Raw genomic sequence first — 26264 nt, forward strand, 5'->3', positions numbered from 1 at the left:
AAACCCTCGGAGCGAGGGAAACCCCGGCCCGCACAGCGGGCCGGGGTCGCGGCAGTCGGGCGTGTTTCTTGGGTACTTCTTTGCACGAGCAAAGAAGTACCTCGGGGTGCGCTGCCGAGACAGCGCTTGGCAGGCGGTGGACCAAGGCCACCGTAAACACCAGATGCCGAACCAGATCCAGCCAAAAAAGGCGGGCAACAACGACCGCTACTCCGCCGCCTTCAGGGCCTGCACACGGTCGAGCTGCTGCAGACGCCTCCAGGCGAGAAAGGCGGTCAGACTGGCCGCGACCAGGATGCCGAGTGCGGCAAAGCCGTAGGCCTGCGGCGTGATCACCAGCGGCACGCGGAACAGGTCCATCGCAAAGGCCTGGTTCAGCAGCCAGGCGAAGCCCGTGCCGGTCAGCCAGGCGACCGGGATCGCCGCGAGGGTCAGCACTGCGATCTCGCCGAGCAGGATCCAGCTGACCTGGCCGCGCGAATAGCCGAGCACCTCCAGCGTGGCCAGGTCGCGGGCGCGCTCGGCATAGGTGATGCGTGCGTTGTTGTAGGTCACGGCAAAGGCAACGGACACGGCCAGCGCGACGAACACCATCGCGAACACGATGATGGTCTCGCCGATGTACTGGCGGATGTTGCGCTCGGCCTCCGCGATCAGACCAACGCTGGCGACCCGCGGGCGGTCGGACAGGCTGCGGAACAGCGCATCCTCCTGTGCGCGGTCGGTCAGCAACCAGGCACCGGAGACCGCCGGGCCCTCGCCGATCAGGCGGTTCAACGCCGGGCGGTACATATAGGCCCCGACACCGATGGGCTCCTCCACCACACCGGCCAGCGGCACCGAGACGGTGCGGCGGCGCCCCTCCAGGATCTCCACCTCCACCGGGTCGCCCACGCGCAGCCCGAGCTGTTCGGCCAGATAATCCGTCAGCAGGATGCCCTCGTCCGGCAGTCGCCCGCGCCCGCCGCCCATCGGCAGTTGCCGCAGGCGCGGTTCGGCGTCCAGCCCCAGCAGGCGCACGCGCTCCTCGCGGTTCACGCCGACCAGCCGCACCGGTACCGCGCGGAAGGTCTCCACCGCCAGCACGCCCGGCTCGTGACGCAGCTCGCCGGCCGCGCGCGCCGGCACGGGATCGGTGAACTGCAGGTCGATGTCCATCTGCAGCACCTGCCCGTACTGGGTGTCCAGCATCTGGGTCACCGCGTTCAGCTGGTAGGCGCCCATCAGCAGCAGCCCCCCGGACAGGCCAATGCCGATCACCGACAGCACGGACTTGAGCCGGTGGCGCGCGAGGTTGCGCAGGATGATCCGGGTCGGCTGGTCGAACGCGCCCCAGGCCGCCGAGCGCTCCAGCCAGCCGCGGTGAAAGCGCTCCGGGGCCGGCGGGCGCATGGCCTCGGCCGGTTGCATGCGCACCGCCTGCCAGACCGCGCGGAAGGTGCCGAGCATCGCCGCGCCCATGGCCACACCCACCGCCAGCACCATCACCCAGCCCTGCAGGCGAAAGCTCATCTCGGGGAAGCGGAAGTATTCGGCGTAGATCCCGGCCAGGCCCTGTGCGGCCCAGGCCCCGAACGCGAGCCCCAGGGCGCAGCCCACCAGCACGATGCCCCCGGTCAGCAGGGCATAGTGCCCGGCGATCGAGCCGTTGCCGTAGCCGAAGGCCTTGAGCACGGCAATCGGCTCGCGCTGGGAACGGATGATGCGACCAACAACGACGTTCAGCAGAAACGCCGCGACGGCCAGAAAGATGGCCGGCAGGATCGCCGCCTGCGCCCGCAGCTGGGTCAGCTCCTCGGACAGAAAACGATGCGAGAACTGATCGTCGCGGCCATAGGCCCCCATGCCGCCGTAGCGCGCCAGCTCCCGGTCCATCGCCTCGATCACGGGGGCCGGGTCCGCACCCGCCTCCAGGCTTACGGCCACCGAATTGAACGCCCCCTCCATGCCGTAGGCGGCGGCCAGCGCGCGGCGGTTCATCCACAGGATGCCGTAGCGCTCGTAGTCCGGCAGCAGGTCGGTGGGGCTGATCTGGTAGACAAACTCCGGCGACAGCGCGATGCCGCTGATCTGCAGATCGGTCAGGCGCCCGTCGATGATCGCGCGCAGGGAATCGCCGGCCCGCAGCTCGTGGGCCTCCGCAAAGGCCTCGCTGACGACCACTTCCCGCTCGCGCCCGGCCTCCGGCAGCCGCCCCTCGCGCAGATAGAGCCGGTTCAGCAGTGGCTCGCCGCCGTCCGGTATGGAGAGCACCGTGCCGCGGATCGGATCGTCAAAACCGGCGACCTCCAGGCGCACCGGGGCCTGCACCCGGGTCTCGATCTGGTTGATCCCCGGCGTATCGCGGAAGCGCTCCACCGCGCTCTCCGGCGCGCGCGTGATCTCCGCGAATACATCGGCGAACTGGTATTCCGAGTAGAAACGGTCCTTGGTGATCGTCAGGGCGTCGAGGCTGGTCACGGCGATCACCAGGGTCATTACGCCGCTGGCGATCACCAGCGCGATCGCCGCCGCCTGCCCCTTCAGGTGGCCGAGATCACGCAGGATCTTGCGGTTCAGGGCGCGCATGGTCGGCCGCGGTCGCTACCAGTGGAGCTCGGCCGGGGACTGGCGCGTGGCGTTTTCGTGGATCTCGCTCACGCGCCCATCGCTCAGGTGGATCACCCGGTCGGCCATCTCGCCGATCACGGCGTTGTGAGTAATGATCGTCACCGTCGTGTCCAGGCGCTCGTTGATGTGCTGCAGCACCTCCAACACACGGATACCGGTCTTCGAATCCAGCGCGCCGGTCGGCTCGTCGCACAACAGCACGGCGGGCTGCTTGGCGATCGCGCGGGCGATGGCCACGCGCTGTTGTTCGCCACCGGAGAGCTGCGAGGGGAAGTGGTCCATGCGGTCCTCCAGCCCGACCAGCGCCAGCGCCTCCTCCGGTGGCATCGGGTCGCGCGAGATCTCGGTGACGATCGCCACGTTCTCGCGCGCGGTCAGGCTGGCGATCAGGTTGTAGAACTGGAACACGAAGCCGACATGGTCGCGGCGAAAGGCCGTCAGCGTGCGCTCGGAGGCCTGCGCCAGGTCCTGGTCGCGGTAGCGCACCTCGCCCTCGGTCGCGGTGTCCAGCCCGCCCATGATGTTCAGCAGCGTCGACTTGCCGGAGCCCGAGGCCCCCAGCATCACCACCAGCTCACCGGTGTACAGCTCCAGGTCCACCCCACGCAGGGCGTGGATGGTCACCTCGCCCATGCGGTAGACCTTGGTCACCCCCGCCGCGCGAAAGATCGTCTCCCGCGTGGCCACGGGGGCCGGGGACGCGCTCATGCGGGAGCGGCCACCAGGTGCGTGGTTTGCGGTGCCGAGGCCCCCGGCTCGGGCGCGCTCGGCAGGATGCCGCCCTCGCCATCCAGGCTCATGGACCACAGGCTCAGCAGCAACAGCAGAATGATCAGGATCGGGATCAGGACACGCGGTTTCATCGGACAGGCCCTCGCTCGCGACAGTACCCCCAATGCTGCCACAAAGCCTCCGGCACGGCGTCGCCAAAAGCAGCGCCACCGCCCCGGCCGGGCCTGGCCGGGCCGGGCCGGGCCAGGCCAGGCCAACGTCGGGGTTACGCCCGGAGATCGCCACGTCGCCTTCGGCTCCTCGCGATGACGTTGTTTCCTGTCCCGTTATTGCGATGCCCCTTCAGGGGCCGTGGCACAAACGCGCTCAGCGCGTTGAATGGCCGCAGGCCGGCCCGCATGGAGAGCGAAGCGAATAATCTCCTGAGGCTGTCACCCAGGGCGAATCGTGGACGCCCCGCCAGCTTTCGGAGGTTGCTTCGTCGCTGCGCTCCTCGCAATGACGGGGGGCAAAAGCAAAGTCATTGCGAGGAGCCGAAGGCGACGTGGCAATCGGCCAAAGCTGTCTGCACGCAGGAACAGGTGGCTTCGACCGGAGATCGCCACCTCGCTTCGCGACTCGCGATGACGGTGGCACGAACGGCGTCGCGGGGGCCCCCGATTTGTTGTTTTGCGCCCAAATATTTACCCTATGCGCACCGTCCGGCCTGCCGCAGACGCGCCGAGCATCCCGAAATCGCGCGCCGCAGAGCCGTTTTGGCACCACAAGCGGTGCCATGCCAACCCGTTTCAACAACGCAAGGAGTCAACATGTCCGCACTCATCTGTGGGTCCATCGCGTACGACACCATCATGGTGTTCCCCGACCGCTTCAAGAACCACATCCTGCCGGACAAGGTGCACATGCTGAACGTGTCCTTCCTGGTCCCGGACATGCGTCGCGAGTTCGGCGGGTGCGCCGGCAACATCGCCTACAACATGAAGCTGCTGGGCGGCGAGCCGACCATCATGGCCACCGTCGGCGGCGACTTCGCCCCCTATGCCGACTGGATGGACAAGCACAGCATCTCGCGCAAGCACATCAAGGAGCTGAACGACACCTACACCGGTCAGGCGTTCATCACCACCGACCAGGACGACAACCAGATCACCGCCTTCCACCCGGGCGCAATGGGCTTCTCGCACCAGCAGAAGGTCACCGAGGCCGACGGCATCAAGGTCGGCATCGTCTCCCCGGACGGCCGTGACGGCATGATCGAGCACGCCCAGCAGTTCGCCGAGGCCGGCATCCCGTTCATGTTCGACCCGGGCCAGGGCCTGCCGATGTTCGACGGCGACGACCTGAAGCGCTTCATGGAACAGGCGACCTATGCCGCGTTCAATGACTACGAAGCGCAGCTGACCTCCGACCGCACCGGCCTGAGCCTGGAGCAGATGGCCGAGATGGTCGACGCAATGATCGTCACCCGCGGTGGCGAGGGCTCCGACATCTACACCGGCGGCAAGAAGATCACCATCCCGTCGGTCGAACCGGCCGCGATCAAGGACCCGACCGGCTGTGGCGACTCCTACCGCGCCGGCATCCTGTTCGGCCTGGAACAGGGCTACGACTGGGAAACCACCGGCCGCATCGCCTCGCTGATCGGCTCGATCAAGATCGCCCACTCCGGCACCCAGAACCACCATTTCACCGCCGACGAGTTTGCCGACAAGTTCGAAAAGGCCTTCGGCTACCGCTACTAAGCGACCTCACGCCGCCCCGGGCACCCGCCCGGGAACGCAAAAGGCCCGGCCCGAGTTTCCTCGGTCCGGGCCTTTTTTATTGCAACCCTGCAAGAGCCTGCTTGCAGGCGAATGCTCCTGCCCGAGTCAGCCTCTCACAGTGTCATCCCGGCCGTAGCGCAGCGAAGAGCCGGGATCTCCAGCGTCACCGCCTGCCCCAGCGCCCGAGATCCCGGATAACCGCTTCGCGGTTTCCGGGATGACGCCATTGCAGACCACCACAAGTCTTGCCTTCCCCCGTGGGAGCCGGGTGGCCGGCGAAGCGCCTGCCCGCGTCGGACTATGGCAGGGGGCATTCGCGGGCAAGCCCGCTCCCACAGCACGCCCCCACCCAACCCCGAAAGGTGCTCAAGGCATCAGTCGCGCTGGTAGGTGCCGACCAGGCGGTTCATCCCGATCACGTGGGGCTCGGCGCGCTCCAGGAACTGCCAGAGCGTAAGGCCGGCGGGGAGTTGCAGGTCGCGGTCCAGCGCCAGCAGCCAGAAGAAGTAATGGTGCTTGCCATGGCCCTCGGGTGGCATCGGGCCGCCGTAGCCGGTGCCGCCAAAGTCGTTCTCGCCGACATCGCCCAGCGTAGCCGCCTCGGGCAGGCCGTCGGTATCCGGCGGCAGGTTGTAGAGCACCCAGTGCACAAAACCGTAGGTGCCGGACTTGATCAGCGGGGCATCCGGATCATGGCAAATGACGGCCAGCGAACGCGTTTCCCGCGGGAGGTTGCTCCACTTGAGCGCTGGCGAGGTGTCCTCGCCCTCGCCCGTATGGCGCTTCGGGATCGGCTGGCCAGGACCGAACGCGGAACTGGACAGCTGCAGGTCGGACAGTGCAAAACCCATCGCCAATCTCCTGATCAATGCGTACCCGCCACCCTAACGCGCGCCCCGGGCCCGCACCAACCGGTTGCAGCCGCCCGCCGTCACGCGGATCATCGAGGGCATGCTGAATGCTGTAAAACGCTGGCTGGGCCGAGAAGACCCCCTAACCGGGGCTGCGCGCGCGATCGACCGCGGCCGCTCGGGGATCGAGACCGTGCTGGGCCTGCCCCACCGCCTCGCCGTACCACTGTTGCGCCGCCACTTTGGCGAGGCGGTGCATCCCTCCGACGAAGAATTCCGCGAGACGGGGCAGAACGGGTACTGGTCCCTGCCCACGCCCGGTTCGGAGTTCGAAGTCCGCCTGTTCGGCGACGATACCGGGCGCGTCACCGTCGGTACGGTCCGCGGCACGAACGTCTATTCGGGGCTGGTGGTGATCAGCGAATGGTCGCCGGAACACCCAGTGGCCGTGTGGCAGGTGCGCCTGGAAGAGTCGGCCACGGAGTCCGCCCGAACCCTGCACGACTTCCTGCTGAGCGACGCCTCTTCCTAGCGACCCGACGATGGACGATCACGAACAGTCGATTTCGCTCGTACTGGGAAGCGGCGGCGCCCGCGGCCTGGCGCAGATCGGGGTCATCCGCTGGCTGGAGGAGCACTCCGACTACCGCATTCGCTCCATCTCGGGTGCCTCCATGGGCGCCCTGATCGGCGGCATCTACGCAGCGGGCAAACTGGACATCTACGAGGACTGGGTAAAGACCCTTCGCCGTCAGGATGTCTGGCGGCTGCTGGACTTCTCGTTTCGCGGTGCCGGGCTGATCCGGGGCGACCGCCTGATCGGCAAACTGCGCGACATGCTGGGCGACATCGACATCGAAGAGCTGTCGATCTCCTTTACCGCGGTGGCCACCGACATCGAGCGCGAACGCGAGGTCTGGCTGAACTCCGGCTCGCTGTTCAACGCCATTCGCGCCTCCATCGCCATCCCCACCGTGTTCACCCCGGTGCGCCATCGCGGACGGCTGCTGGTGGATGGCGCCCTGCTGAACCCGGTACCCATCGCGCCGACCCTGAACGACCACACCGACATCACCGTGGCCGTCAGCATGAACGGGCGCATGGGCGACGAACTCACGCGCGTCACCCGCCCCAATGCCTTCGATGACGTCGAGGCCGAAAAACTGGGACGCAGCCGCCTGAATCAGCGGCTGCAGGACGTATTGCCGGACCGGGTCGGCGGCTGGCTACAGGACTGGCCAGGCAAGCTGGGCCTGGGCTCCACGACCGACGGCATGAGCCGCGCGCAGGAGGCCCGAGCGCTCAGCATGATCGACGTCGTCTCCCACTCCATTGAGGCCATGCAGGGCTCGATCGCGCGCTTTCGCATCGCCGCCTACAACCCCGAACACCTGATCGAGGTGCCCGTAAACGCCTGCGGCATCTTCGACTTCCACCGCGCCCGCGAGATGATCGAACTCGGCTACCACCTCGCCGAACGCAGCATGGGGGACCAACAGCGTTCGCCCCACCCCCCGTAGGAGGCCAGCCATCTGGCCGATGGGTTTTTGTCGGCGCCCCATCGGCCAGAGGGCTGGCCTCCTACAGGAAAGGCGAAACGGCCTGCTCAGTGCTTGAAATGCACGAACAGGCGGCCGTGGTTCTTCGAGTCCTTCTCCACCCGGTGGTAGCGCTGCTTGATCTCCGGCTGCTGCAGGAAACGCAGCACGCGCTTTTTCAGTTGCCCGCTGCCCTTGCCGTGGATGATCTCCACCGTCTTGATGCGCTTGTCGCAGGCCTCTTCGATTGCGCCATTCAGCGCCGCATCGATCTTGCGCCCGTTACGAAAGCACTCGTGCAGGTCGATGGACAGTCGTGACATCGCTAACCAGCGGCGCTCAGTTCACCGTCACCACGATGCAGCGCGCCAGCTGCTGCACCTTGTGCGACACACTACCGGCCAGCAGCCCCTGCAACCCGCCCAGCCCGCGCGAGCCCATCACAATCATGTCCACATCGTGGTACTCGGCCTGCTGCAGGATCACCTTCGCGGGCGAGCCGTCCTCGATATGATGGCCGATATCCGTCACGCCCAGCTCGGCGAAGTACTCGTGCGCCTGTTCCACCAGCTTTTTCGCGATGTCGCGCAACACCTTGGGCGGCACCGCGGATCCAATGGCTGCACCGCCGACCGCCAGGGGCGGGTCGTCCGGATCGGGCAGCTCCGACAGCTTGCGGATATGCGGCGGCACCTCGCCCTGCAGCAGCACGCTGACCAGCACCACCCGCGTCTGATACTTGGCGGCCAGATCCGCTGCCACTTCCACCGCGCGCCAGGCGTTGGCCGAGCCGTCCACCGGCACCAGCATGGTCTTCAGTTCCATCGGCTCCGCGCTCCTCGTTACAGGCCATCGCGCTGGCCCAGTGCCCCAGCCTGCCAGAGTCGCCGCGCCACCGCATCCGCGTGTCGTCTGCGCCCGTCAACGCCCTATACTCGGGACAACACAGCCCCGGAAGAACCCATGACACGACTGTTCGAGAAGACCTACCCGCAACCCGGCACGGCCCCGGGCCACGGGGTGCACGCTCACGAACACCCTCACCCTTCCGAGGCCGTTGTTTCCGCCTGGCACTACCACAACGAACAACTGAACCCCCAGGACCCGGAAACCGTGATGCATGAGGGTGCGCCGGTGGACGGATTCGTCTGGCTGCACTTCCAGGGAACACCCGGCCCACGCCAGCTTCAGCAACTGGCCGAGGCCTTCGGGCTGCACCCGCTGGCGCTGGAGGACGTACGCCATCGCGGCCAGCGCCCCAAGCTCGACTACTTTGGCGATTATGCGGTGATCATCCTCAACCAGCCGCAGCTGGACGGCGATAGCGTGCGCCTGGAGCAGTTCAACCTGTTCGTGCACCCGCAGTTCGTGATCAGCGTGCACAGCGGCGAGACCGACCCGTTCGAGCCCATCCGCCAGCGCATGCGCGGCACCAACCGCAACTTCAACCGCCTGGGAGCCCCGTACCTGGCCTATGCCCTGATGGACGTGGTCGTGGATCAGGCCTTCCCGCTGATGGAACAACTCGGCGACCGCATCGAAGATTTGGAAGAACGCGTGCTCTCGCAGCCCAACCACGACACCCTGAGCCGCATCCATGTCGTGCGCCGCGAGCTGCTGGTGCTGCGCCGCCAGCTCTGGCCCACGCGCGACGTGATCACCCGCCTGATGCGCGACGACCAGGACCCGTTCGGCCCCGAGATGATGCCCTGGCTGCGTGACGTCCACGACCATACCATCCAGATCATGGACCTGCTGGAGTCCTACCGTGACATGGCCTCCAGCCTGATCGAGGCCTACCTCTCGGCCGTGAACCAGCGCTCCAACGACGTGATCCGCGTGCTCACCATCATCGCCACCATCTTCATCCCGCTCACCTTCATCGTCGGCATCTACGGCATGAACTTCGACCACCCCGACAGCCCGTGGTCGATGCCCGAGCTCTACACCTATTACGGCTATCCCGTCCTGCTTGGCATCATGCTCGCCATCGTCCTCGGCATGCTCTACCTGTTCCGCCGCCGCCGCTGGCTGTAACCCCCAATCACCTGCAGGAGGCCAGCCCTCTGGCCGATAGGATTCTGCCTGCGCCGGATCGGCCAGTGGGCTGGCCTCCTGCAACCCATACCCCGTCACTCCAATGGGGACAATGGCGGGCCGGAACATGGTAAGCCTCTGTCTTGAAGCGCCTTTTGGGCTCCAGGGTCGGGCCTTGTCTCTTGCGCCTGGTCGGTCCCGAGAACAAACGGCCAGGTGTGATCCCGTGGTGTCTACGGTGTACAGAGACTGTCATGCCGCGGACCATCCTGGACCGAGCGGAGGCCAATACTCTCGCGCATCAGATCCAGCAGGCCATCGACCGCAAACGGATCTTCAGGCTCGAACATCGCTCCCACGCCGTGCTCATCCAGCCGCATCACGATGCAATGCCAGACGTGGGCCCGGTCATCCCCGGACTCCTCCGGGCTCACGGTCAGCCGCAGTCTCGTATTTTTCGAGACAACCGAATCCGTCAGTTCCAGATACAACCCGCTAAGGCTGACATCGCGGACCCGGCCGCTTGCTCTGTACTCAGAGTCGCCGGCCAGAGTCTCCACCTCGGCTTCCACACGGACGGCCCTGCGACGCCCCTCTCGAAGATCCATTATCTAACTCCCGTCTTGGCCCCATCGGGCACTGGATTGTCGTTTCGCGGTCCCAGACTCTAATGCATCCGGATAGGGAGTTAACGGTTCCGGACACTCCGGGCACCAAGACTCAAGACGGGATAAGGCTACGCTAATAAATTGAATTCAATAGGGTTTATACGGAGCAGTGGCAGTTTTGTGGTCCTGTAAGGCGCGTTTAGCTCCAGAAAATCCCCCCGGGGTACCAGGCTCGGCCTGCCCCCCAACGAATGGGAAAAGTGCGCCCACCGTTCTGTTGGCAGACCACGTGCCGCATCAACTCCGAAGGTGGTGACAGCGGGAGGCAAGGGGCACCGGATGGCATACGCTTCACTCGGCCGCCAATCCCAGCCCGTTCGGTGCCGCTACCCATCATGCTGCTCACGTTGCGGATCGTGTTCGCCCTGCTGGGCCTTGGCGTCGCGCTGATGCTGTGGCACGCAAGGCAGGTGTTTTCGGTCGAGTTGTGCGATGGCGGCGGCATGCGCGCGACCGGATAGCGGGTCGCTCCCGCCGATTGTCGGGGGCACGCCGAGAGGTTTCGCACTGCGCAACAAAAAGGCGCCCGGGATAACCCCGGGCGCCTTTTGATCTGAACCGGGCGAACCGCCCGGCTCGGGCCTTACTGCTGGTACTGCTCCAGGTCGAAGCGGTCGGCGTTCATGACCTTGGTCCAGGCCTGGATGAAGTCCTTCACGAACTTCTCCTCGTTGTCATCCTGGGCGTACACCTCGGCGTAGCTACGCAGGATGGAGTTGGAACCAAACACCAGGTCGATGCGGCTGGCCGTCCACTTCACCTGATCGCCCTGGCGATCGCGTACCTCGTACACGCCGTTGCCCGCGGGCTGCCAGGCGTAGGCCATGTCGGTCAGGTTGACGAAGAAGTCGTTCGTCAGCTGACCTTCACGGTCGGTGAACACACCATGCTGGCTGCCACCATGGTTGGTGCCCAGCACGCGCATACCGCCGATCAGCACGGTCATCTCCGGCGCGGTCAGCCCCATCAACTGGGCCCGGTCGAGCAGCATCTCTTCCGGCTTGACCACGTAGTCCTTCTTCAGCCAGTTGCGGAAGCCATCGGCCAGCGGCTCCAGCGGCTCGAAGGAGTCGGCGTCGGTCATCTCGGCGCTGGCGTCACCCCGGCCCGGGATGAACGGCACCAGCACATCGTGACCGGCCGCCCGGGCCGCCTGCTCGATGCCCACGCTACCACCCAGCACGATCAGGTCGGCCACGCTGGCCCCGGTCTCGGCGGAGATCTGCTCGTAGACCTTGAGCACACGGGCCAGGCGCTCGGGCTCGTTGCCTTCCCAGTCCTTCTGCGGCGCCAGGCGGATGCGGGCACCGTTGGCACCACCGCGCATATCGGAGCCACGGAAGGTACGGGCGCTGTCCCAGGCGGTCGCGACCATCTCGGCAATGCTCAGCCCGCTCGCGGCGATCTTCTGCTTGGCGGCCTCCACGGAGTAGTCGGTGTTGCCGGCCGGCACCGGGTCCTGCCAGATCAGATCTTCCTCCGGCGCGTCCGGCCCGATGTAACGGGTCTTCGGGCCCATATCGCGGTGGATCAGCTTGAACCAGGCGCGGGCGAAGCAGTCCTTGAAGTACTCGGCGTCCTTGCGGAACGCGTCCATGTACTTGCGGTAGACGGGGTCCATCTTCATCGCCATGTCCGCATCGGTCATGATCGGGTTATGGCGGATGGACGGATCCGTGGCGTCGACCGGCTTGTCTTCCTCCTTCATGTCCACCGGCTCCCACTGCCAGGCGCCGGCCGGGCTCTTCTTGAGCTCCCACTCGTGGTCGAGCAGGGCTTCGAAGTAGCCCATGTCGAACTGGGTCGGGTTCTTGGTCCAGGCTCCCTCGATGCCGGAGGTGATGGCGTTCGCGGCCTTGCCCCGCATGTTGGGGTTCTTCCAGCCGAAGCCCTGTTCCTCGACATCGGCCCCTTCCGGTTCCGGCCCCAGCGCGCCGGCATCGCCGTTGCCGTGGCACTTGCCCACGGTGTGGCCGCCGGCGGTCAGCGCCGCGGTCTCCTCGTCGTTCATCGCCATGCGGGCGAAGGTCTCGCGCACCTGCTCGCCGGTCTTCAGCGGATCAGGCTTGCCGTTAACCCCTTCCGGGTTCACGTAGATCAGACCCATCTGCACGGCCGCCAGCGGGTTCTCCATGGTGTTGGGCTTTTCGACGTCGCCGTAGCGTTCGTCGGAGGGCGCCAGCCACTCCTTCTCCGCCCCCCAGTAGGTGTCCTTCTCGGGGTGCCAGATGTCCTCGCGTCCGAAGGAAAAGCCGAAGGTCTTCAGACCCATGTTCTCGTAGGCCACATTACCGGCCAGGATGATCAGGTCGGCCCAGCTAATCTTGTTGCCGTACTTCTTCTTGAGCGGCCACAGCAAGCGGCGCGCCTTGTCCAGGCTCGCGTTGTCCGGCCAGCTGTTGATCGGCGCGAAGCGCTGGTTGCCGGTGCCACCGCCACCCCGGCCGTCGGCGATCCGGTAGGTACCCGCCGCGTGCCAGGACATGCGGATCATCAGCCCGCCGTAGTGACCCCAGTCAGCCGGCCACCACGCCTGGCTCTCGGTCAGCAGCGCGTGCATGTCCTTCTTCAGGGCCTCGAAGTCGAGCTTCTTCACCTCTTCCCGATAGTCGAAGTCCTCGCCCATCGGGTTCGTCTTGCGGTCATGCTGATGCAGGATGTCCAGATTTAGCGACTCCGGCCACCACTCCGTGACGGAGTGGCCCTCGGTGGTCTGGCCACCGTGCATGACCGGGCACTTGCCCATGTTCTGCTGCTCACCCATGTCGTTCTCCATGTTCGCTGCGTTGAGCGTGTTCGTTCGTCTTTCGGAAACCGCCATCCGTCTACACGGCAATGGCTTTCTTTAGGGCCGCGAGCCATTCCACTCCGGATTCCAACCGGCCGAAGAACGGCTTGCTGCCCGTCTCTCTATGAAGGTAGGCCCCAGGCGTCATGGGTACCAGTTGAGATTGCCCATCCCGGCGATAGCCCGTGGTTATCGCGCCGCCGAGTGCTACGGATTGCGCACAGGGGGCAACGTCCAATCCCCGCCCCGACCAAGATCCCTTACCCACTCCCCATCAACACCCACAGATACGGCTACCCAGTCCGACCAGCCCACCGGCCTCCCGTTCACCCCGCCACCAGCAGCACTCAAGCAATCCCGGCCCCCGTGCAGCCACTCGCGCGTCCTCCCGGCCCAACCCAAGAGCCAGGGCCGCCACCACGCAGCGACCCACAGAGGACAAACGAGCCCCGAATCGGTAAGGTCTCCACAAAACGCTAACGGACTTCCAAGGCATGTCATTCTTGCCGCGAAAAGGCTTGCCCAAGCCCTCAACGCCCCCCAGGGTCGGGCGCGCGCCAGCTAACACAATGTCGCATTCCGAGACTGACCATCATTCGGAATGGCCATGAAACTTCGGTGTATCCCGATACGACCTAACAGGAAGCGCCAATGACGGACCATAATCCATCCGGCTTCTACGCCTACCCATCACGCCCTACAGCTATCGGGATGACCATTGAGGATGCCGTCACGACGCTCAACGAATCCCAAAAACTTCGGATGCAGACGTGGAAAGCGCTCGACATACCGGGACACTTTATTTCTGACCAAGTTCTAGAAGGAATCGAGTCGTCCGATTTTTTTGTGGCCGACATCTCCCAACTTAATTTCAATGTGACATTTGAAATTGGGTATGCGATCGGCTGCGGAAAGCGCATCCTATTGACCAAAAACAGCAGCATCCAAGAAAACTCTCCGTCAATCCGAGAGGTCGGTATATTCGATACACTCGGATACAAAGAATACCAGAACTCACATGAGCTTAGGACGTTCCTTTCGACAACAAATGACTTTCGCCCTTTTAGCTCCAGAAAGAAGCTAAACGCCCAATCCCCTCTATACCTCCTAGATGGCTTGCACAAGACCGACTGGCTATCCCGCATAATATCGAGAATAAAAAAGGCTCGATACCTTTTCCGGTCTTTCGACCCTAACGAACAACCCCGTTTATCAGCCAACGATGCGCTTGAGCAGGTAACTCAGTCGTATGGAGTGGTAATACCCCTTCTCTCAAGCATGACGGTCAACTCCGAAGTACACAACATGCGAGCCGCCTTCATAGCGGGTTTGGCCGGCGGCATGCACAAGCCATTGTGCCTCATGCAACAGGGCGACGACCCCATCCCCCTCGACTATCGAGATTTCGTGCACGTGACGCATCACCCAAGAGATGTTGACGACCACATTGCAGAATTTGCCGCTCGAGTCGCCGAGGCTTTCCAACAAGAGACTGTTAGCGTAAACCATAGTTCTGATACATTCCTTCAGTCTCTTGACCTGGGGTCGACCTCAGCCGAGAATGAAATGCGAACCCTCGAGAGCTATTACCTCAAGACAGATCAGTTCCTAAAGTCGTTACGAGGCGAGGCAAGTATAGTCGTAGGACGGAAAGGGTCTGGCAAATCCGCGATATTTCTGCAGATCCGAGATCGAGAGAGAAACCGAAGCGGAAATGTGGTTCTCGACTTAAAGCCCGACGGTTACAAACTCATTAAGTTCAAAGAACTAATACTAAAGTACCTTGAGGAAGGAACATTTCAACATACCATAATGGCATTTTGGGAGTACGTTCTCCTTTTGGAAATATGCTACAAGATACTCGAAAAAGACCGAGAGCAGCACACGCGGGACCACACTCTATACGAACCTTATCGCGCACTCGCAGACCTCTATCATGCTGATGGCTACGCAACAGAAGGCGACTTCTCCGAACGAATGGGGTCGCTTATGGAAAACATCTCATCAGAATACAGGTCTTTGTACGGCGATCAATCTAACGTTCGCCTATCGGCTCAAAGGCTGACGGAGCTCCTCTATAGGCATGACGTTAGGGCGTTATATCAACAGGTCGTGGACTACATGTCACGTAAGGAAATGTGTTGGCTTCTGTTTGATAATATTGACAAGGGATGGCCGACGTCTGGCCTGCAGCATGAAGATCTTCTAATTATTCGCGGGTTGATTGACGCGACAAGAAAAATCAAACGGCAGTTTGATCGAAACGACATCCCCGTCAACGCGATTGTTTTTCTTAGAAACGATGTTTACGAACTCTTGGTCCGCGAAACCTCAGACCGAGGAAAAGATGCGAGCGTTCTTCTCGATTGGACCGACCCAGATCTACTTAGAGAGCTAATCCGATTAAGGATTGTGTCTAACGAGATTGACGGCGAGTGCACTGAGTTTGGGCCCTTATGGAGAAGCGTTTTTGTCAGCCACTACCATGGGGAAGAAAGCTCACAGTACCTTATCGATCGATCACTAATGAGACCCAGATTTCTATTAAATTTAATCAATCAATGTAAAAGTTTTGCCATTAACTTAAACCATGAGCGTGTTGCCGAAGAAGATATCGAAAAGGGACTTGCTGCATACTCGACGGATCTACTTACTGATGTTGGCTATGAAATCAACGACGTTGATGCAAGCGTGGATGATGTACTCTATGCGTTCATTGGGTGTAATTCGGTCGTGGATAAAACCGAGGTCTGGAGCCGGCTCGAGGAGTTCGGGGTGGAGCCAGAGGCTCGAGATAAGGTTTTTGACCTGTTGCTCTGGTATGGGTTTCTTGGCCTAATGGTTGACGGTCAATCAAAGTACATTTATGACCTAAATTACAGCATGAGACTTATGTTAGGGCTTATCAAGAAGAAGGGAGGGGACCGTTATATAATCAATCCAGCATTCTGGCCAGGATTGATGATAGATCCGGGACGCGCGAACTAGGGCCGGGATAACGCGGGGCATACGACGGACAATGGGGTAGTGGCGTCCGCGGGATCGGACCACGTTAACTCTCTGTAGGAACGATACCTTCGTGATCCGCAAAGCCGTTTCTGAGGCTTAAACGAGGCATTTCAGCCCCGAAACGAGCGCTTCACGGGCGGGAGTCCGATGCGCTCCCGCATCAGGTCCAGGAGGCCGTCGACGTTGGTCGGGTCTTCGGTTTCGAACATCACGCCCGCGCCGTTCTCGTCCAGGCGCATGACGATGCAATGCCAGACATGGGTCCGGCCGTCGGGCGCTTCTTCCGGGCTTACGATCAGCCGCACTCTGGAATTCTCGGAGAGACCGGAAACCGGCAGCTCTTGGTACAACCCGCTGAGGCTGACATCCCGGACCCGACCACGGGACCGATACCCTGGGGCACCGGATCGAGTCTGTACCTCGGCGGTCAGTCCGATCGCCCTGCGACGCCCTTCGCGAAGCTCCATTGGCCACACTCCCCCCGCAGCTCATTCCGCCACGGCATGTTCGTGTCTTTCTTTGGACTGTAGTACATGCGTCTGGCCCCGGCTCGCGGGCGATGCGGAACCGTCCGCACTTCGCCCCGCACGCATCGGGAGACCCCAGCTCGCCGCTGTGACATGCGATCGACGCAGGATGGCTTGCGCTACACTGGGCGCCGATTCTCGTCCCATTTGGCGCCCCATTCGGTGATGCTCCTTACGCTGTTGATCATGCTCTTGTTGCTGGGCCTGGGTGTCGCGCTGATGCTCTGGCATGCGCGGCAGGTGTTCTCGGTGGAGCTGCGCGATGGCAAGGCCCGCGTGCGACGCGGCAAGCCCCCGGCCGGCTTTGTGCGTGGCTGCGAGGACGTGGCACGCCAGTTCGGGCTCAAGCGGGGCCGCATCGCCGCCGTGCGCACCGGCGCGGGCGTGCAACTGCGCTTCTCCCGCGACCTGCCAGCAAAGACCCACCAGGCCTTTCGCAACGTCTGGACGCCCCCGCCGGGCGGCGGAGGTGGCGGCGGCATGCGCGCGACCGGATAGCTGGCCGGTTCGGCGGATGGCCGCAGTCTCGCAGTGACGACTTCAGCACCAGACCTTCCTTTGCCACTCGTTATCCCTGACAGGCGATAACACCTTCGAATGCAGGCCAGCATTCTGTATTGCATTTGCGATACAATACGGGAAGGCGGTTGCGGAGACACAGGATGAAAAACACGACGTTGCCAGCCCTGCGGGTGAGCGATGGCTTTCGGCATCAGGTGGAGCAAGCCCTTGGCGAAGGGGAGACACTGTCGGCCTTTATCGAGGATGCCGTACGCCACGAGATTGACCGTCGACGAGCCCGGGCCGAGTTCCTGGCGCGCGGCCTGGAGTCCGCACGCAGCGCCCGGGAAACGGGCGAGTACTACCCGGCCCAATCGGTACTCGATGATCTCGACCGTCTCTTAAGCAAGTAGTAGCCCAACCGCTGGAGTCTCAAGGATGAGTTACTCGGTACGATTTACAGCGCAGGCGCGCGAAGATCTCCTGCGGCTTGTCGCTTTCCTCGCGGAGCGCGACCCAACGGCCGCGGCCCATGCTCGGGCCGCCATCGGCGAGGCGGTATCGCTACTCGAGCGCTTTCCGCTGAGCTGCCGCATGCCCGACGCCTCCCACCCCCGCATCCGCGAACTCCTGATTCCGTTTGGCCGCTCGGGTTATGTCGCCCTGTTCGAGATCGACGATGCCGAGACGGTCTCCCTCCTGGCGTTTCGGCACCAGCGCGAGGACGACTACTTCTAATGCGTCCACGGGTAATTACAGGACCGGGCCATTGGCTCAGAGGATGTCACAGGGACCGCCAACCAACGGGGTTCGATGGCGCCGTAACCGCGAACGATATGGCGATTCGCCATCCAACAGGAGCTGCGCAGATGGAAGGGGCTGAAATTCGCGGAATCCGGGTGGGTTAGACGCGAATGTTGTGGCCTCTACTTCTTCCTGTTTTTCTCCTGGGGATGGCTATCGCGATCGTCTTTTCGGGGAATGGGGCGCGCTTCGGTACGCGCGCGTCGTATGCGGTGCTCGCAATCCTGGCGCCGATTGCGCTCCTTGCAGTGGGGAGCTGGCTGCAGGTGGACCGGGCGCCCGGATGGCTGTTCAATGGATGGGTGATCCTGACTTTGGTCAGCCCCTACTTAGTGCGGACACTATTCGTATTCCGGGAATCCCGCCGGGACGTCAACGACTAATCCGGTCACCCGAGCCATCGGGGGAGAGCAATGCTGGAACTGGGTGTGGTCGCACTGGCGACTTTCTTCGTGACCGTAGGCCCCGTGGACGTGGCGGTCGTGTTCGCGGTGCTGAGCCAGGGCATGACACGGGCCCAGCGACGCCGGGTGGCCTGGCGCGCGGCATTGCTGGCGACCGCCATCCTGATGCTGTTCGCGCTGTTCGGCGAGGCCGTGCTGTCGGTACTGGGCATCACCATGCCGGCTCTGTACACGGCCGGCGGCATCCTGCTGTTGCTGATCGGGATCGACATGGTCTTCGCGCGCAGCTCCGGCGGGGTCTCGGCGACCCCGGCGGAAACCAGCGAGGCGCGCAGCCGGGGCGACATCTCGGTATTCCCGCTGGCGACCCCCATGCTGGCCGGGCCGGGCGCGATGGGAGCGGCAATCCTGCTGATGAGCCGGGCCGGCGATGACTGGATGGCCCAGGCGGTGGTGCTGGGCGCGCTGGCGGCGATCATGGTGCTGGCCCTGATCTGTCTGCTGGTGGCATCACGCCTGCAGCACCTGCTGGGGGTCACCGGCGCCCATGTGCTGACCCGTATCCTCGGCGTGCTGCTTTGCGCACTGGCCATGCAGTTCATATTCGACGGCCTCGAGCAAAGCGGCCTGCTGGGCTGACGAACTTGCACCTCGGCAAACCGGTGCGTTTGCTGCTATGAACTAGGTAATCGCCGCCTGTTCGCATTCCGTTCGCTGTTGGCCGCGGTTCCCATCCTGTTGCATTGATTTGTGTTCGGTTAGGGGGAACCGAGGGAGGCAGCCATGAACACCCTACCGAGCTTTACCGCGCCAGCCATCGCGGGGCTGGCTTTCGTGTTGATCACGTTTTCCGGCTGCGGCCAGTCGAACGACTCGGCCCAGGCCGCGGAACCGGACACCATCATCCAGGAAGAACCAGGCGCGCCGGCCATGGAGCGCGCGATCGGCTTTTTGGAGTCCTGGATCGAGTTGTTCGACACCATGAGTGCGGAACTGGCCGGGGTCGAAAGCCGGGAGGCCGCCAATGAGCACGCCACCTGGCTGACCGAAGAACTGACGCCGCGCCTGGAACAGCTGGCAGGCGAGATGATCGTCTTCATGGAGTCGATCGAGGAACACGAGATGGAGGTCATGGAGGCGTCGTTTGATGCCCCGGAAAACCACCAGCGCATGCTGGAACTGGAAGGGCGCATGGAGCAGTCGCTGGATCGACTGGAAGAAAACATCATGCGTGTCGAGACAGCGCATGCAACGCCGGCCCTGGAGATGGCGTGGCTGAACTTCGCCCGGACCAACGAGCGGCTGGAACGGCAGATGGAGGCCACGTTCGCCGGTGGCGCGCAGACGGTTGGCAGTCCCGCATGGTGCGACGCCATGGCCAACACGCCCCAGGCCCAATGGACGATGAACGACGCCTTCGCCTTTGCCAACCACTGCGTGGGGCGCTGATGCGGGGCCCCGGCATAGCTCCCGGAGCCCCGCTTGCAGGTTCAATCGACAGATTGCCGCGGCCCCTGCGGGGCCTCGCAATGACGTCAGCGCCTTGCGCGCCGCACGATGACGAGTGGCGCGTCCCGGCTGACTACTGCGAGCAGAGGCCGCCGTCGACAACAAAGGTGTTGCCCGTGCAGCCGGAGGCGGCGTCGGACAGCAGGAATACCGCCATCCCGGCGCATTCCTCGTTGCTCACGTACCGACCCAGCGGGATACGCGCCTCGAAGGACTTGTGCACCTCGTCGGCGTGGCCCGGGTTCGCCTGTTCCTCGATGGACTGCATCATGCGGTTCGCGACCGGGCCGGGGTTGAGCGTATTCACGCGGATGTTCTCCGGCCCCAGCTCGGCGGCCAGGCACTTCATCATGCCCACCACCGCATGCTTGCTGGACACGTACGGCGACAGGCCGGCCGCCCCGCGCAGCCCGGCTACGCTGGAGGTGATCACAATGCTGCCGCCATTGCCGCGACGCAGCGCCGGCAGGGCCGCCTCCGCGCCCAGGCGCACGCCATGCACGTTGACGGCAAAGACCTTCTCCCACGCCGCGTCGGAGCGGCTGTCGAACGGGCCAACCTCGCCCTCGATCCCGGCGTTCAGGAACACGCCATCCAGGCGCCCGAAACTTTCCAGTGCGGTCGCGACCATGCGCTCGTTGTCCTCGCGCCGCGTGACGTCCACGGCCAGACCCACCGCCCTCTCACCCAGAGACTGGGCGATGGCGTCCACCGGCCCGGCCTCGCGGTCGGTAATCACCACACTGGCACCCTGCTCGTACGCCATGCGCGCCGTGCTCTCGCCGATACCACCGGCGCCACCGGTGATTGCGATCACTTTTCCTTCCAGGGGGCTCATGCTGTGTCTCCTTCGTCATGCAGTCGGGGAACCGCGGCAAGGCGCTCGCGGACAAGACCATTATCAGCCCGGCAAAGGCCAGGAATCTTGATCCGGGTCACGACTCTCGCCGCATACGCCTCGGGGCGAGCCGAACGAGCGATTTACAGGTTCGTGTACTTGCGTGCGAGACCTCGCGCCTTGTCCACCGGGTATTTTTTCGCGTTGGTTTCCAGCTTGTCGCTCACGGCCTGCACGAGGTCGATGTTCAGCTTGCGCGCCAGCATCAGCAGATAGATCTGCACATCCGCGATCTCGGCCCGAACCTCTTCCAGCGCCTCGCCGGACAGGCCACGCGACTGCTCCTCGGTCAGCCACTGGAAGTGCTCGATCAGCTCGCCGACCTCGCCCGCCAGCGCCATCGAGAGATTCTTCGGCGAATGGAACTGCGCCCAGTCGCGCTCTTCGACGAACGCCTCCAGCCGCGCCGCCAGCTCATCCAGCTCCCGCGTGTTGTTCGACCCCATGGCCATCACTCCTGTCGCATCCGTTTCTCTGGACTCGACACCGTAACGAACTCTCGCCGCGCCGTAATCCGCCTGGTAATCGCCCGCGCAGGCACAGAACTGGCGCCACCGGGATGTTCGAACGCCGGAGGTCCCGGCTCGCTCGGGAACAGCGCACGTACTGACGAGCAGGCATGCGAGGCCTAGCCCGCCCCCTGTGCGGCGGAAGAACCCGCCTTACAGCCCCGGGAACGCTCCCGAGTAGACGCTTGCTGCGCCAGGAGCGTATCGGACAAACCAGACAGAACTGGTAAGGCGGCTGTTTCCGGCAAGGCCCGGGCGACGAGCACGAGTTCGTCCCGCTGCCCTGAGCGCCGGGGCCGGCATCCGCGAAAGACGTACTACAGGATGCTCTCGATCGCGCCGCGCAGGTCGGTGGAGTTGGGGCCGACCCGGCTGGGGAAGTGCGCGACCACCCGGCCGTCGCGGTCCACCACGTACTTGTAGAAGTTCCAGCGCGGGGCGTCGGCCTGGCGCGCCAGTTCGCGGAAGATCGGGTGCGCACCGTCACCGCGTACGCCGATCGGCTTGAACATATCGAAGGTCACGCCGAAGTTCTGAAAACAGACACGCGCGGTCTCCGCCTCGTCATCCGCCTCCTGGTTGAAGTCGTGCGAGGGGAAGCCGACGACCTTCAGGCCCTGGTCCCGGTAATCCTGGTGCAGCCGTTCCAGCCCGCCGAACTGATCGGTGTAGCCACAGTGGCTGGCCGTGTTGACGATCAGAAGCGGGTGCCCCTGAAAGCGCTCCTGCAGATTGACCACCTCGGAGGAGTGCAATCGACCCAGCTCGTGCTCGAACAACGCCGCCCGGTCAGGCTCGGCGGCACTGGCAAGCGCCAGAGGAAAGACCAGCAGGATGGCAGCGAACAGGCGCATGAACAGGGGCATGTCGAATCTCCGCGATAGCTCGACGTTCAGACCATCGGTAACAGCCAGGGTTCTGCGCATCGCCCACCCGATGCCGGTGACGCCCTGCAGCGGAACGTCCGCCGGCCCGTTCCGGTCCGACGCCCCGCACGGAACGAACTCAACCGAGATGGAGAACCTGATGACCGCTTCCAGCGACCCGCTTTTCCGCCCGTATCGCCTTGGCGATCTAGAACTGCCCAACCGGATACTGATGTCACCACTGACGCGCTCGCGCGCCGCCCAGCCGGGCGACGCACCCTGGGAGCTGAACGCCGAGTACTACGCCCAGCGTGCCGGAGCGGGCCTGATCATCGGCGAAGCGACCCAGGTATCGCCGCAGGGCAAGGGCTACGCCTTTACGCCGGGCATCTACTCGGCCGAGCAGGTCGCCGGCTGGGGCAAGGTCACCGCGGCGGTGCACGCCGCCGGGGGCCGCATCCAGGCCCAGCTGTGGCATGTCGGCCGCATCTCGCGCCCGGAGCTTCAGCCCGATGGCGCCCAGCCCGTCGCGCCCTCCGCCATCCAGCCCAAAGGTGCCTACACGTTTGTCAGTGCGGACTCCGGCATGGTGGAGGTGCTCGAACCCCGCGCGCTGGAGACCGACGAGTTGCCGGACATCGTGGAGCAGTACCGCAAGGCGGCGCAGAACGCGCGAGCGGCCGGCTTCGACGGGGTGCAGATCCACGCGGCCAATGGCTATCTGCTGGACCAGTTCCTGCGCAGCGGCTGCAACCAGCGAACCGATGCCTATGGCGGCTCGGTCGAGAACCGCATGCGCCTGCCGCTGGAGGTCGTGCGCGCGGTCATCGGGGTATGGGGACCGGAGCGAGTCGGCATCCGCGTGAGCCCCACTGGCAGCTTCAACGACATGCATGACGACGACCCGCTGGCTACCTACAGCGCCTTTGCCCGCGAGCTGGACGCCACCGGCATCAGCTATATCGAGGTCGTCGAGGACTCGTTCCAGGGCAACCACGAATCCGGCCGCCCGGAACCCGTGATCGACGCGATCCGCGAACACTTCAGCCGCACCTACATCGGCAACGGCGCCTACACCGCCGACGCGGCCCGTCAGCGCATCGACGCCGGGCGCTGCGACCTCGTGAGCTTCGGCCGCCCCTTCATCGCCAACCCGGACCTGCCGGAACGCTTCCGCCGCCATGCGGAGCTGAACGAGTGGGACGAGGCAACCTTCTATGGTGGCGACGAACACGGCTACACGGACTACCCCGCGCTCGACTAGTGCCCTGACCAACCCGTCGCCAGCGCGAAGGCGCAGCGGTATGTTGGCGGTATGCAGATCGACCCCGTCATCCGCGAGTGGCTACGCCTGGCCGGGCAGGCGCCCTCCTCGCACAACACCCAGCCCTGGCGGTTCCGTGTAGACCGCGCGGGGGTGGAGGTCTGGACCGACCCGACGCGTTCGCTCCCGGTGAACGACCCGACCGGGCGCGAACGCATCATCAGCTGCGGCTGTGCGGTGCTGAACCTGCGCGTGGCCGCCGCCGCGGACGGCCAGGGCCTGAACGTGCGGCCGGAACAGGCGGGCGACGGCCCGTTCGTGCGGCTGTTGACTGGGCACCATGGGGGAGCAGGCCAGCAGGACCTGGAACCACTGCGAGAACGGATCGGTGAACGCCGCTCCTGGCGTGGCCGGTTTCTCACCGGCGAAATCTCCCCGGACATCGTCGAAACACTCGTGCATGCCGCCCGCCAGGAAGGGGCCTGGCTGCGCCCGATCACGGGCGACGAGCGCCGCGAGGAGGTCGCCAACCTGATCCGCGCGGCGACCGCTGCACAATGGAAGAATCCCGCCTGGCGCCGCGAACTGGCGCAGTGGATGCGCCCGGCCTCCCGGGACGACGGCCTGCCGGTCGGTCGTGTGACCGGCGGCCTGGCCCGCTGGAGCGTCCGCCATCTGGTGCCCGCCCGCGCGATGGCGCGCGGCGAGGCTAGGGCGGCACAGGCGGCCCCGTTGCTGCTGGCATTGGGCACCGGAATCGAGGGTCCGATGCAGTGGCTGACCGCCGGACAGGCCCTGCAGCGCGTACTGCTCGAAGCCGCCCGGCACGGGCTATGCGCCCGCTACCTGAATCAGCCCGTCCAGCAGGCCGATTGGCGCCCGCAACTGGCCGAGACCCTGGGTGGGGGCCAGCCGCAACTGCTGTTCGCGCTGGGCCTCCCGGACGGCACATCCCACCCTACGCCGCGCCGCCCGCTGGACGACTTGCTGAAACACTGAGGCAAACGCAGACCCACGTACGATTCCGGCCCTCCCCGCGCGAGCCAAAACGCTCTATGTTGGAGACACAAGGGCACGCGACAGCACGAGAGGGACAGCATGACAACACAAGGAATACAGAGGGCGTATGGACGGCTGGCCGCAGTGCTGGCCCTGGTCGGTGTGTTTGTGCTGGCGAGCGCCTGCGCACCGCGAGTCTCGGTGCAGGAGGAACGCCAGCTGGGCGAGGAACTGGCCGAGGAGATGAACGCGGAGTTGCCCATCGTCGAAGAGCCGGCCATCAACGACTACATCAATTCGCTGGGCCGCTCGATCGCGGCGGTGGCCGACGATCGCGAAGAGATCGACTACACCTTCTACGTCGTCAACGGGCCGGACGTGAACGCCTTCGCCGTGCCCGGCGGCCATATCTATGTCTACCGCGGCCTGATCGAGCGGGCCGATGACATGTCCGAGCTGGCCGGCGTGCTGGCGCACGAGGTCGGGCATGTGGTGAAGCGCCATGGCATCGACCAGTGGCGCCGTGCGCAGCAGGCCGAAATGGGGCTCGCCGTCGTCTACGGCGTGATTCTCGGACGCGACCCTGGCGCGGCGGAGCAGGTGGCCGTGCAGGTCGGCGCCGCGGGCGTGTTCGCCGGCTACAGCCGCGAGGCGGAGCGCGAGGCGGACGACGTGGCCATTGGCTACCTGGTGGATGCCGGTATCCACCCCATTGGCCTCGTCTCGTTCTTCGAAACCCTGCTGGACGAGCGCGACCGGGATCCCGGCCGGGTCGAGCAGTTCTTCGCCACACACCCCACCACCCGCGAGCGTGTGGAGAACACCCAGGCGCGGATCGACGCGCTCCCGCAGGAAACACTGGACGGGCTGGCTCGAGACAGCGATGATTTCCAGCGCTTTCGCCGCCAGGTCGAAGCACTACCGGAACCGGAGTCGGATTAGACCGAAATGTCCATGCTCACCGCGTTACTGCTGATGATTGCGCTGCTGCTGGCCGCAGCGGCATTGATCATCTGGCAGGCCAGCATCCTGTTCAGCCTCGAGATCGTGGACGGCAAGCCGCGGGCACGGCGCGGCGACGTGCCCATGCACTTCGAGCACACAGCCCGGGATGTCGCCCGGCGCTACGGCATCCAGCGCGGCCGCCTGACCGCGATGCGCACCCGCGAGGGCGCACGCCTGCGCGCCTCCGGCTCCATCCCCCGCGAGGCGCAGGGCGAGCTGCAAACCGCCCTGAAGCGCATCAAGCTCGGCCGTCGGCGCCGCCGCAAACGCCGCTAAAAGAGCACTGGGGCGCCGATTCGCGCCCTTGAACGGCGCCCCGATCAGTGGCCGTGGCCATGGTGGTGATCGTGGCCGTGCTGATGTCCGTGCGCGCCGGGCCGATCCTCGTCGTAGCCACGGGCACGCTGGTAGGCCTCCTTCTGCTCATCCGACAGCAGCTCGTCCATTTCCAGGTGGTGGGAAAGATGGACGTGGCGCAGCCGCCCACGCAACTCGCCGATCTCGACCGTCAGCGCCTCGATCTGGTCGCTGGTGATCTCGCGCGAGGCAAAGCGCTCGTCAAGCTCACGCTCCAGATCGACGATCCGCTGCCCCAGCTCCCGCGCCTGCTCGCGCATGGCATCGAACAGCCGCTCGGTCTCCGCCTGCTGCTCGGCACTGAGATCCAGTTGATCGGCCACCTCCAGCACATGGAGCGGACCGGGATAGCCATGCAGCTCCGCCGGCAGGGCCATCCCCAGCCCCTGCCCATCCAGCAGACCCTCCTGCTCCTCGGCCGACAGGGCCTTGATCTCGCGGTCCTGCAGCGTCGTATACGGGTTGGCCAGCGCGGGGGCCATACAGCCGGCCAGCGCCAACCCGATAACCCAGCGCACTGGGGCCAGAGATTTCATCAGCGACTCCTTGGGGATGATTCGTCGGGCATAACGCATGATCGACCCCCTAAGGGATGGTCGGGTTCCGCTACAAGCGCGGGCAACCA

The 26264-nt window shown here is 64.5% G+C and carries 28 protein-coding genes; 15 read left to right on the forward strand and 13 right to left on the reverse strand.

What is annotated here, in order from left to right; all coding sequences use genetic code 11:
- Positions 1-207 precede the first annotated feature (207 nt).
- From F791_RS0112335 to F791_RS13805, 3 genes are read right to left on the reverse strand one after another with little or no spacing between them, the layout of a single operon-like run.
- Entirely contained in the window at positions 208-2568 is a 2361-nt protein-coding gene (locus F791_RS0112335; RefSeq protein ID WP_019592702.1) for an ABC transporter permease, read from the reverse strand.
- A 15-nt stretch (positions 2569-2583) separates the two neighbouring features.
- Positions 2584-3318 carry an ABC transporter ATP-binding protein gene (locus tag F791_RS0112340; RefSeq protein WP_019592703.1) on the reverse strand — a complete coding sequence of 245 codons (735 nt, stop codon included), beginning with the start codon at positions 3316-3318 and terminating at the stop codon, positions 2584-2586.
- Positions 3315-3473: a hypothetical protein gene (locus F791_RS13805; RefSeq protein ID WP_018138054.1), complete on the reverse strand. Its 159-nt coding sequence runs from the start codon at positions 3471-3473 to the stop codon at positions 3315-3317. Before F791_RS13805 ends, F791_RS0112340 begins: the two co-directional genes overlap by 4 nt.
- Before the next feature lie 678 nt (positions 3474-4151).
- Between F791_RS13805 and F791_RS0112350 the strand changes: the two genes are divergently transcribed.
- Complete coding sequence (locus F791_RS0112350) at positions 4152-5084, forward strand: carbohydrate kinase family protein (RefSeq protein WP_018994292.1); 933 nt, start codon at positions 4152-4154, stop codon at positions 5082-5084.
- Between the two features lie 395 nt (positions 5085-5479).
- On the opposite strand, the gene F791_RS0112355 is transcribed toward F791_RS0112350, so the two are convergent.
- A complete protein-coding gene (locus F791_RS0112355) occupies positions 5480-5956 on the reverse strand; it encodes a YbhB/YbcL family Raf kinase inhibitor-like protein (RefSeq protein ID WP_018138052.1) in 477 nt (158 codons plus the stop codon).
- Positions 5957-6056: 100 nt separating this feature from the next.
- Between F791_RS0112355 and F791_RS0112360 the strand changes: the two genes are divergently transcribed.
- Both F791_RS0112360 and F791_RS0112365 read left to right on the forward strand, forming a co-directional pair.
- The gene (locus tag F791_RS0112360) at positions 6057-6488 is read left to right on the forward strand and encodes a hypothetical protein (protein WP_018862951.1); all 432 of its coding nucleotides are present in this window, start codon (positions 6057-6059) and stop codon (positions 6486-6488) included.
- A gap of 10 nt (positions 6489-6498) precedes the next feature.
- On the forward strand, positions 6499-7476 hold the full coding sequence (locus tag F791_RS0112365; protein ID WP_019592704.1) for a patatin-like phospholipase family protein: 978 nt from the start codon (positions 6499-6501) through the stop codon (positions 7474-7476).
- Positions 7477-7562: 86 nt separating this feature from the next.
- Here F791_RS0112365 and F791_RS0112370 read toward each other — a convergent pair whose 3' ends face one another.
- Both F791_RS0112370 and F791_RS0112375 read right to left on the reverse strand, forming a co-directional pair.
- On the reverse strand, positions 7563-7817 hold the full coding sequence (locus F791_RS0112370) for a Smr/MutS family protein (protein WP_018138049.1): 255 nt from the start codon (positions 7815-7817) through the stop codon (positions 7563-7565).
- A gap of 16 nt (positions 7818-7833) precedes the next feature.
- On the reverse strand, positions 7834-8319 hold the full coding sequence (locus tag F791_RS0112375) for a universal stress protein (RefSeq protein WP_018138048.1): 486 nt from the start codon (positions 8317-8319) through the stop codon (positions 7834-7836).
- Between the two features lie 138 nt (positions 8320-8457).
- Here F791_RS0112375 and corA point away from each other — a divergent pair, with 138 nt between their 5' ends.
- A complete protein-coding gene (gene corA / locus F791_RS0112380; RefSeq protein ID WP_019592705.1) occupies positions 8458-9531 on the forward strand; it encodes a magnesium/cobalt transporter CorA in 1074 nt (357 codons plus the stop codon).
- Positions 9532-9764: 233 nt separating this feature from the next.
- Here corA and F791_RS0112385 read toward each other — a convergent pair whose 3' ends face one another.
- A complete protein-coding gene (locus tag F791_RS0112385; protein ID WP_018138046.1) occupies positions 9765-10139 on the reverse strand; it encodes a PilZ domain-containing protein in 375 nt (124 codons plus the stop codon).
- Positions 10140-10534: 395 nt separating this feature from the next.
- Here F791_RS0112385 and F791_RS13870 point away from each other — a divergent pair, with 395 nt between their 5' ends.
- The gene (locus tag F791_RS13870) at positions 10535-10660 is read left to right on the forward strand and encodes a hypothetical protein (protein ID WP_018138045.1); all 126 of its coding nucleotides are present in this window, start codon (positions 10535-10537) and stop codon (positions 10658-10660) included.
- Positions 10661-10782: 122 nt separating this feature from the next.
- Here the strand turns inward: F791_RS13870 and katG are convergent, their stop codons facing one another.
- Positions 10783-12975: a catalase/peroxidase HPI gene (gene katG / locus F791_RS0112395; RefSeq protein ID WP_019592706.1), complete on the reverse strand. Its 2193-nt coding sequence runs from the start codon at positions 12973-12975 to the stop codon at positions 10783-10785.
- A 663-nt stretch (positions 12976-13638) separates the two neighbouring features.
- Between katG and F791_RS0112400 the strand changes: the two genes are divergently transcribed.
- Positions 13639-15975, forward strand: coding sequence for a P-loop ATPase, Sll1717 family (locus F791_RS0112400; protein ID WP_019592707.1), 2337 nt, complete (start codon positions 13639-13641; stop codon positions 15973-15975).
- 131 nt (positions 15976-16106) lie between these two features.
- Here the strand turns inward: F791_RS0112400 and F791_RS13255 are convergent, their stop codons facing one another.
- Entirely contained in the window at positions 16107-16463 is a 357-nt protein-coding gene (locus tag F791_RS13255) for a PilZ domain-containing protein (protein WP_038057200.1), read from the reverse strand.
- A 225-nt stretch (positions 16464-16688) separates the two neighbouring features.
- On the opposite strand from F791_RS13255, the gene F791_RS0112410 reads away from it, so the two are divergent.
- From F791_RS0112410 to F791_RS0112435, 5 genes are all read left to right on the forward strand, one after another.
- Positions 16689-17021, forward strand: a complete 333-nt coding sequence (locus F791_RS0112410; RefSeq protein ID WP_026333039.1) for a DUF3634 family protein — start codon at positions 16689-16691, stop codon at positions 17019-17021.
- Between the two features lie 164 nt (positions 17022-17185).
- Positions 17186-17437, forward strand: a complete 252-nt coding sequence (locus tag F791_RS0112415) for a YlcI/YnfO family protein (protein ID WP_018994284.1) — start codon at positions 17186-17188, stop codon at positions 17435-17437.
- A 25-nt stretch (positions 17438-17462) separates the two neighbouring features.
- Positions 17463-17762, forward strand: a complete 300-nt coding sequence (locus F791_RS0112420) for a type II toxin-antitoxin system RelE/ParE family toxin (protein ID WP_018138039.1) — start codon at positions 17463-17465, stop codon at positions 17760-17762.
- A gap of 479 nt (positions 17763-18241) precedes the next feature.
- Positions 18242-18871, forward strand: coding sequence for a MarC family protein (locus tag F791_RS0112430; protein WP_018138037.1), 630 nt, complete (start codon positions 18242-18244; stop codon positions 18869-18871).
- Between the two features lie 144 nt (positions 18872-19015).
- A complete protein-coding gene (locus F791_RS0112435; protein WP_019592711.1) occupies positions 19016-19681 on the forward strand; it encodes a DUF3012 domain-containing protein in 666 nt (221 codons plus the stop codon).
- Between the two features lie 133 nt (positions 19682-19814).
- On the opposite strand, the gene F791_RS0112440 is transcribed toward F791_RS0112435, so the two are convergent.
- From F791_RS0112440 to F791_RS0112450, 3 genes are all read right to left on the reverse strand, one after another.
- Positions 19815-20579 carry an SDR family NAD(P)-dependent oxidoreductase gene (locus F791_RS0112440; RefSeq protein ID WP_019592712.1) on the reverse strand — a complete coding sequence of 255 codons (765 nt, stop codon included), beginning with the start codon at positions 20577-20579 and terminating at the stop codon, positions 19815-19817.
- Between the two features lie 143 nt (positions 20580-20722).
- Positions 20723-21085, reverse strand: coding sequence for a nucleotide pyrophosphohydrolase (locus F791_RS0112445; RefSeq protein ID WP_019592713.1), 363 nt, complete (start codon positions 21083-21085; stop codon positions 20723-20725).
- A 380-nt stretch (positions 21086-21465) separates the two neighbouring features.
- The gene (locus F791_RS0112450) at positions 21466-22014 is read right to left on the reverse strand and encodes a glutathione peroxidase (protein ID WP_018138033.1); all 549 of its coding nucleotides are present in this window, start codon (positions 22012-22014) and stop codon (positions 21466-21468) included.
- Positions 22015-22174: 160 nt separating this feature from the next.
- Between F791_RS0112450 and F791_RS0112455 the strand changes: the two genes are divergently transcribed.
- The 4 genes from F791_RS0112455 to F791_RS0112470 all read left to right on the forward strand — a co-directional run bounded on the left by F791_RS0112455 (position 22175) and on the right by F791_RS0112470 (position 25558).
- Positions 22175-23278 (forward strand): alkene reductase, encoded by a 1104-nt coding sequence (locus F791_RS0112455; protein ID WP_038057212.1) that lies wholly within the window; start codon positions 22175-22177, stop codon positions 23276-23278.
- Positions 23279-23329: 51 nt separating this feature from the next.
- A complete protein-coding gene (locus F791_RS0112460; protein ID WP_019592715.1) occupies positions 23330-24277 on the forward strand; it encodes a nitroreductase family protein in 948 nt (315 codons plus the stop codon).
- A gap of 99 nt (positions 24278-24376) precedes the next feature.
- Complete coding sequence (locus tag F791_RS0112465; protein ID WP_038049031.1) at positions 24377-25219, forward strand: M48 family metallopeptidase; 843 nt, start codon at positions 24377-24379, stop codon at positions 25217-25219.
- A gap of 12 nt (positions 25220-25231) precedes the next feature.
- A complete protein-coding gene (locus F791_RS0112470; protein WP_018138029.1) occupies positions 25232-25558 on the forward strand; it encodes a DUF3634 family protein in 327 nt (108 codons plus the stop codon).
- Between the two features lie 44 nt (positions 25559-25602).
- Here the strand turns inward: F791_RS0112470 and F791_RS0112475 are convergent, their stop codons facing one another.
- Positions 25603-26175 carry a Spy/CpxP family protein refolding chaperone gene (locus F791_RS0112475; protein WP_018994278.1) on the reverse strand — a complete coding sequence of 191 codons (573 nt, stop codon included), beginning with the start codon at positions 26173-26175 and terminating at the stop codon, positions 25603-25605.
- Positions 26176-26264 lie beyond the last annotated feature (89 nt).

This window comes from Thioalkalivibrio sp. ALRh (genome assembly GCF_000381425.1).
GTDB lineage: Bacteria > Pseudomonadota > Gammaproteobacteria > Ectothiorhodospirales > Ectothiorhodospiraceae > Thioalkalivibrio.

Coding starts and splice junctions, on each gene's coding strand:
- F791_RS0112465 (WP_038049031.1), top strand. CDS start 24,377: ATGACAACACAAGGAATACAGAGGGCGTATGGACGGCTGGCCGCAGTG.
- katG (WP_019592706.1), bottom strand. CDS start 12,975: ATGGAGAACGACATGGGTGAGCAGCAGAACATGGGCAAGTGCCCGGTC.
- F791_RS0112420 (WP_018138039.1), top strand. CDS start 17,463: ATGAGTTACTCGGTACGATTTACAGCGCAGGCGCGCGAAGATCTCCTG.
- F791_RS0112440 (WP_019592712.1), bottom strand. CDS start 20,579: ATGAGCCCCCTGGAAGGAAAAGTGATCGCAATCACCGGTGGCGCCGGT.
- F791_RS0112350 (WP_018994292.1), top strand. CDS start 4,152: ATGTCCGCACTCATCTGTGGGTCCATCGCGTACGACACCATCATGGTG.
- F791_RS0112335 (WP_019592702.1), bottom strand. CDS start 2,568: ATGCGCGCCCTGAACCGCAAGATCCTGCGTGATCTCGGCCACCTGAAG.
- F791_RS13870 (WP_018138045.1), top strand. CDS start 10,535: ATGCTGCTCACGTTGCGGATCGTGTTCGCCCTGCTGGGCCTTGGCGTC.
- F791_RS0112340 (WP_019592703.1), bottom strand. CDS start 3,318: ATGAGCGCGTCCCCGGCCCCCGTGGCCACGCGGGAGACGATCTTTCGC.
- F791_RS0112365 (WP_019592704.1), top strand. CDS start 6,499: ATGGACGATCACGAACAGTCGATTTCGCTCGTACTGGGAAGCGGCGGC.
- corA (WP_019592705.1), top strand. CDS start 8,458: ATGACACGACTGTTCGAGAAGACCTACCCGCAACCCGGCACGGCCCCG.
- F791_RS13805 (WP_018138054.1), bottom strand. CDS start 3,473: ATGAAACCGCGTGTCCTGATCCCGATCCTGATCATTCTGCTGTTGCTG.
- F791_RS0112460 (WP_019592715.1), top strand. CDS start 23,330: ATGCAGATCGACCCCGTCATCCGCGAGTGGCTACGCCTGGCCGGGCAG.
- F791_RS0112475 (WP_018994278.1), bottom strand. CDS start 26,175: ATGAAATCTCTGGCCCCAGTGCGCTGGGTTATCGGGTTGGCGCTGGCC.
- F791_RS0112385 (WP_018138046.1), bottom strand. CDS start 10,139: ATGGATCTTCGAGAGGGGCGTCGCAGGGCCGTCCGTGTGGAAGCCGAG.
- F791_RS13255 (WP_038057200.1), bottom strand. CDS start 16,463: ATGGAGCTTCGCGAAGGGCGTCGCAGGGCGATCGGACTGACCGCCGAG.
- F791_RS0112415 (WP_018994284.1), top strand. CDS start 17,186: ATGAAAAACACGACGTTGCCAGCCCTGCGGGTGAGCGATGGCTTTCGG.
- F791_RS0112470 (WP_018138029.1), top strand. CDS start 25,232: ATGCTCACCGCGTTACTGCTGATGATTGCGCTGCTGCTGGCCGCAGCG.
- F791_RS0112450 (WP_018138033.1), bottom strand. CDS start 22,014: ATGCCCCTGTTCATGCGCCTGTTCGCTGCCATCCTGCTGGTCTTTCCT.
- F791_RS0112445 (WP_019592713.1), bottom strand. CDS start 21,085: ATGGGGTCGAACAACACGCGGGAGCTGGATGAGCTGGCGGCGCGGCTG.
- F791_RS0112455 (WP_038057212.1), top strand. CDS start 22,175: ATGACCGCTTCCAGCGACCCGCTTTTCCGCCCGTATCGCCTTGGCGAT.
- F791_RS0112360 (WP_018862951.1), top strand. CDS start 6,057: ATGCTGAATGCTGTAAAACGCTGGCTGGGCCGAGAAGACCCCCTAACC.
- F791_RS0112435 (WP_019592711.1), top strand. CDS start 19,016: ATGAACACCCTACCGAGCTTTACCGCGCCAGCCATCGCGGGGCTGGCT.
- F791_RS0112410 (WP_026333039.1), top strand. CDS start 16,689: ATGCTCCTTACGCTGTTGATCATGCTCTTGTTGCTGGGCCTGGGTGTC.
- F791_RS0112355 (WP_018138052.1), bottom strand. CDS start 5,956: ATGGGTTTTGCACTGTCCGACCTGCAGCTGTCCAGTTCCGCGTTCGGT.
- F791_RS0112400 (WP_019592707.1), top strand. CDS start 13,639: ATGACGGACCATAATCCATCCGGCTTCTACGCCTACCCATCACGCCCT.
- F791_RS0112370 (WP_018138049.1), bottom strand. CDS start 7,817: ATGTCACGACTGTCCATCGACCTGCACGAGTGCTTTCGTAACGGGCGC.
- F791_RS0112375 (WP_018138048.1), bottom strand. CDS start 8,319: ATGGAACTGAAGACCATGCTGGTGCCGGTGGACGGCTCGGCCAACGCC.
- F791_RS0112430 (WP_018138037.1), top strand. CDS start 18,242: ATGCTGGAACTGGGTGTGGTCGCACTGGCGACTTTCTTCGTGACCGTA.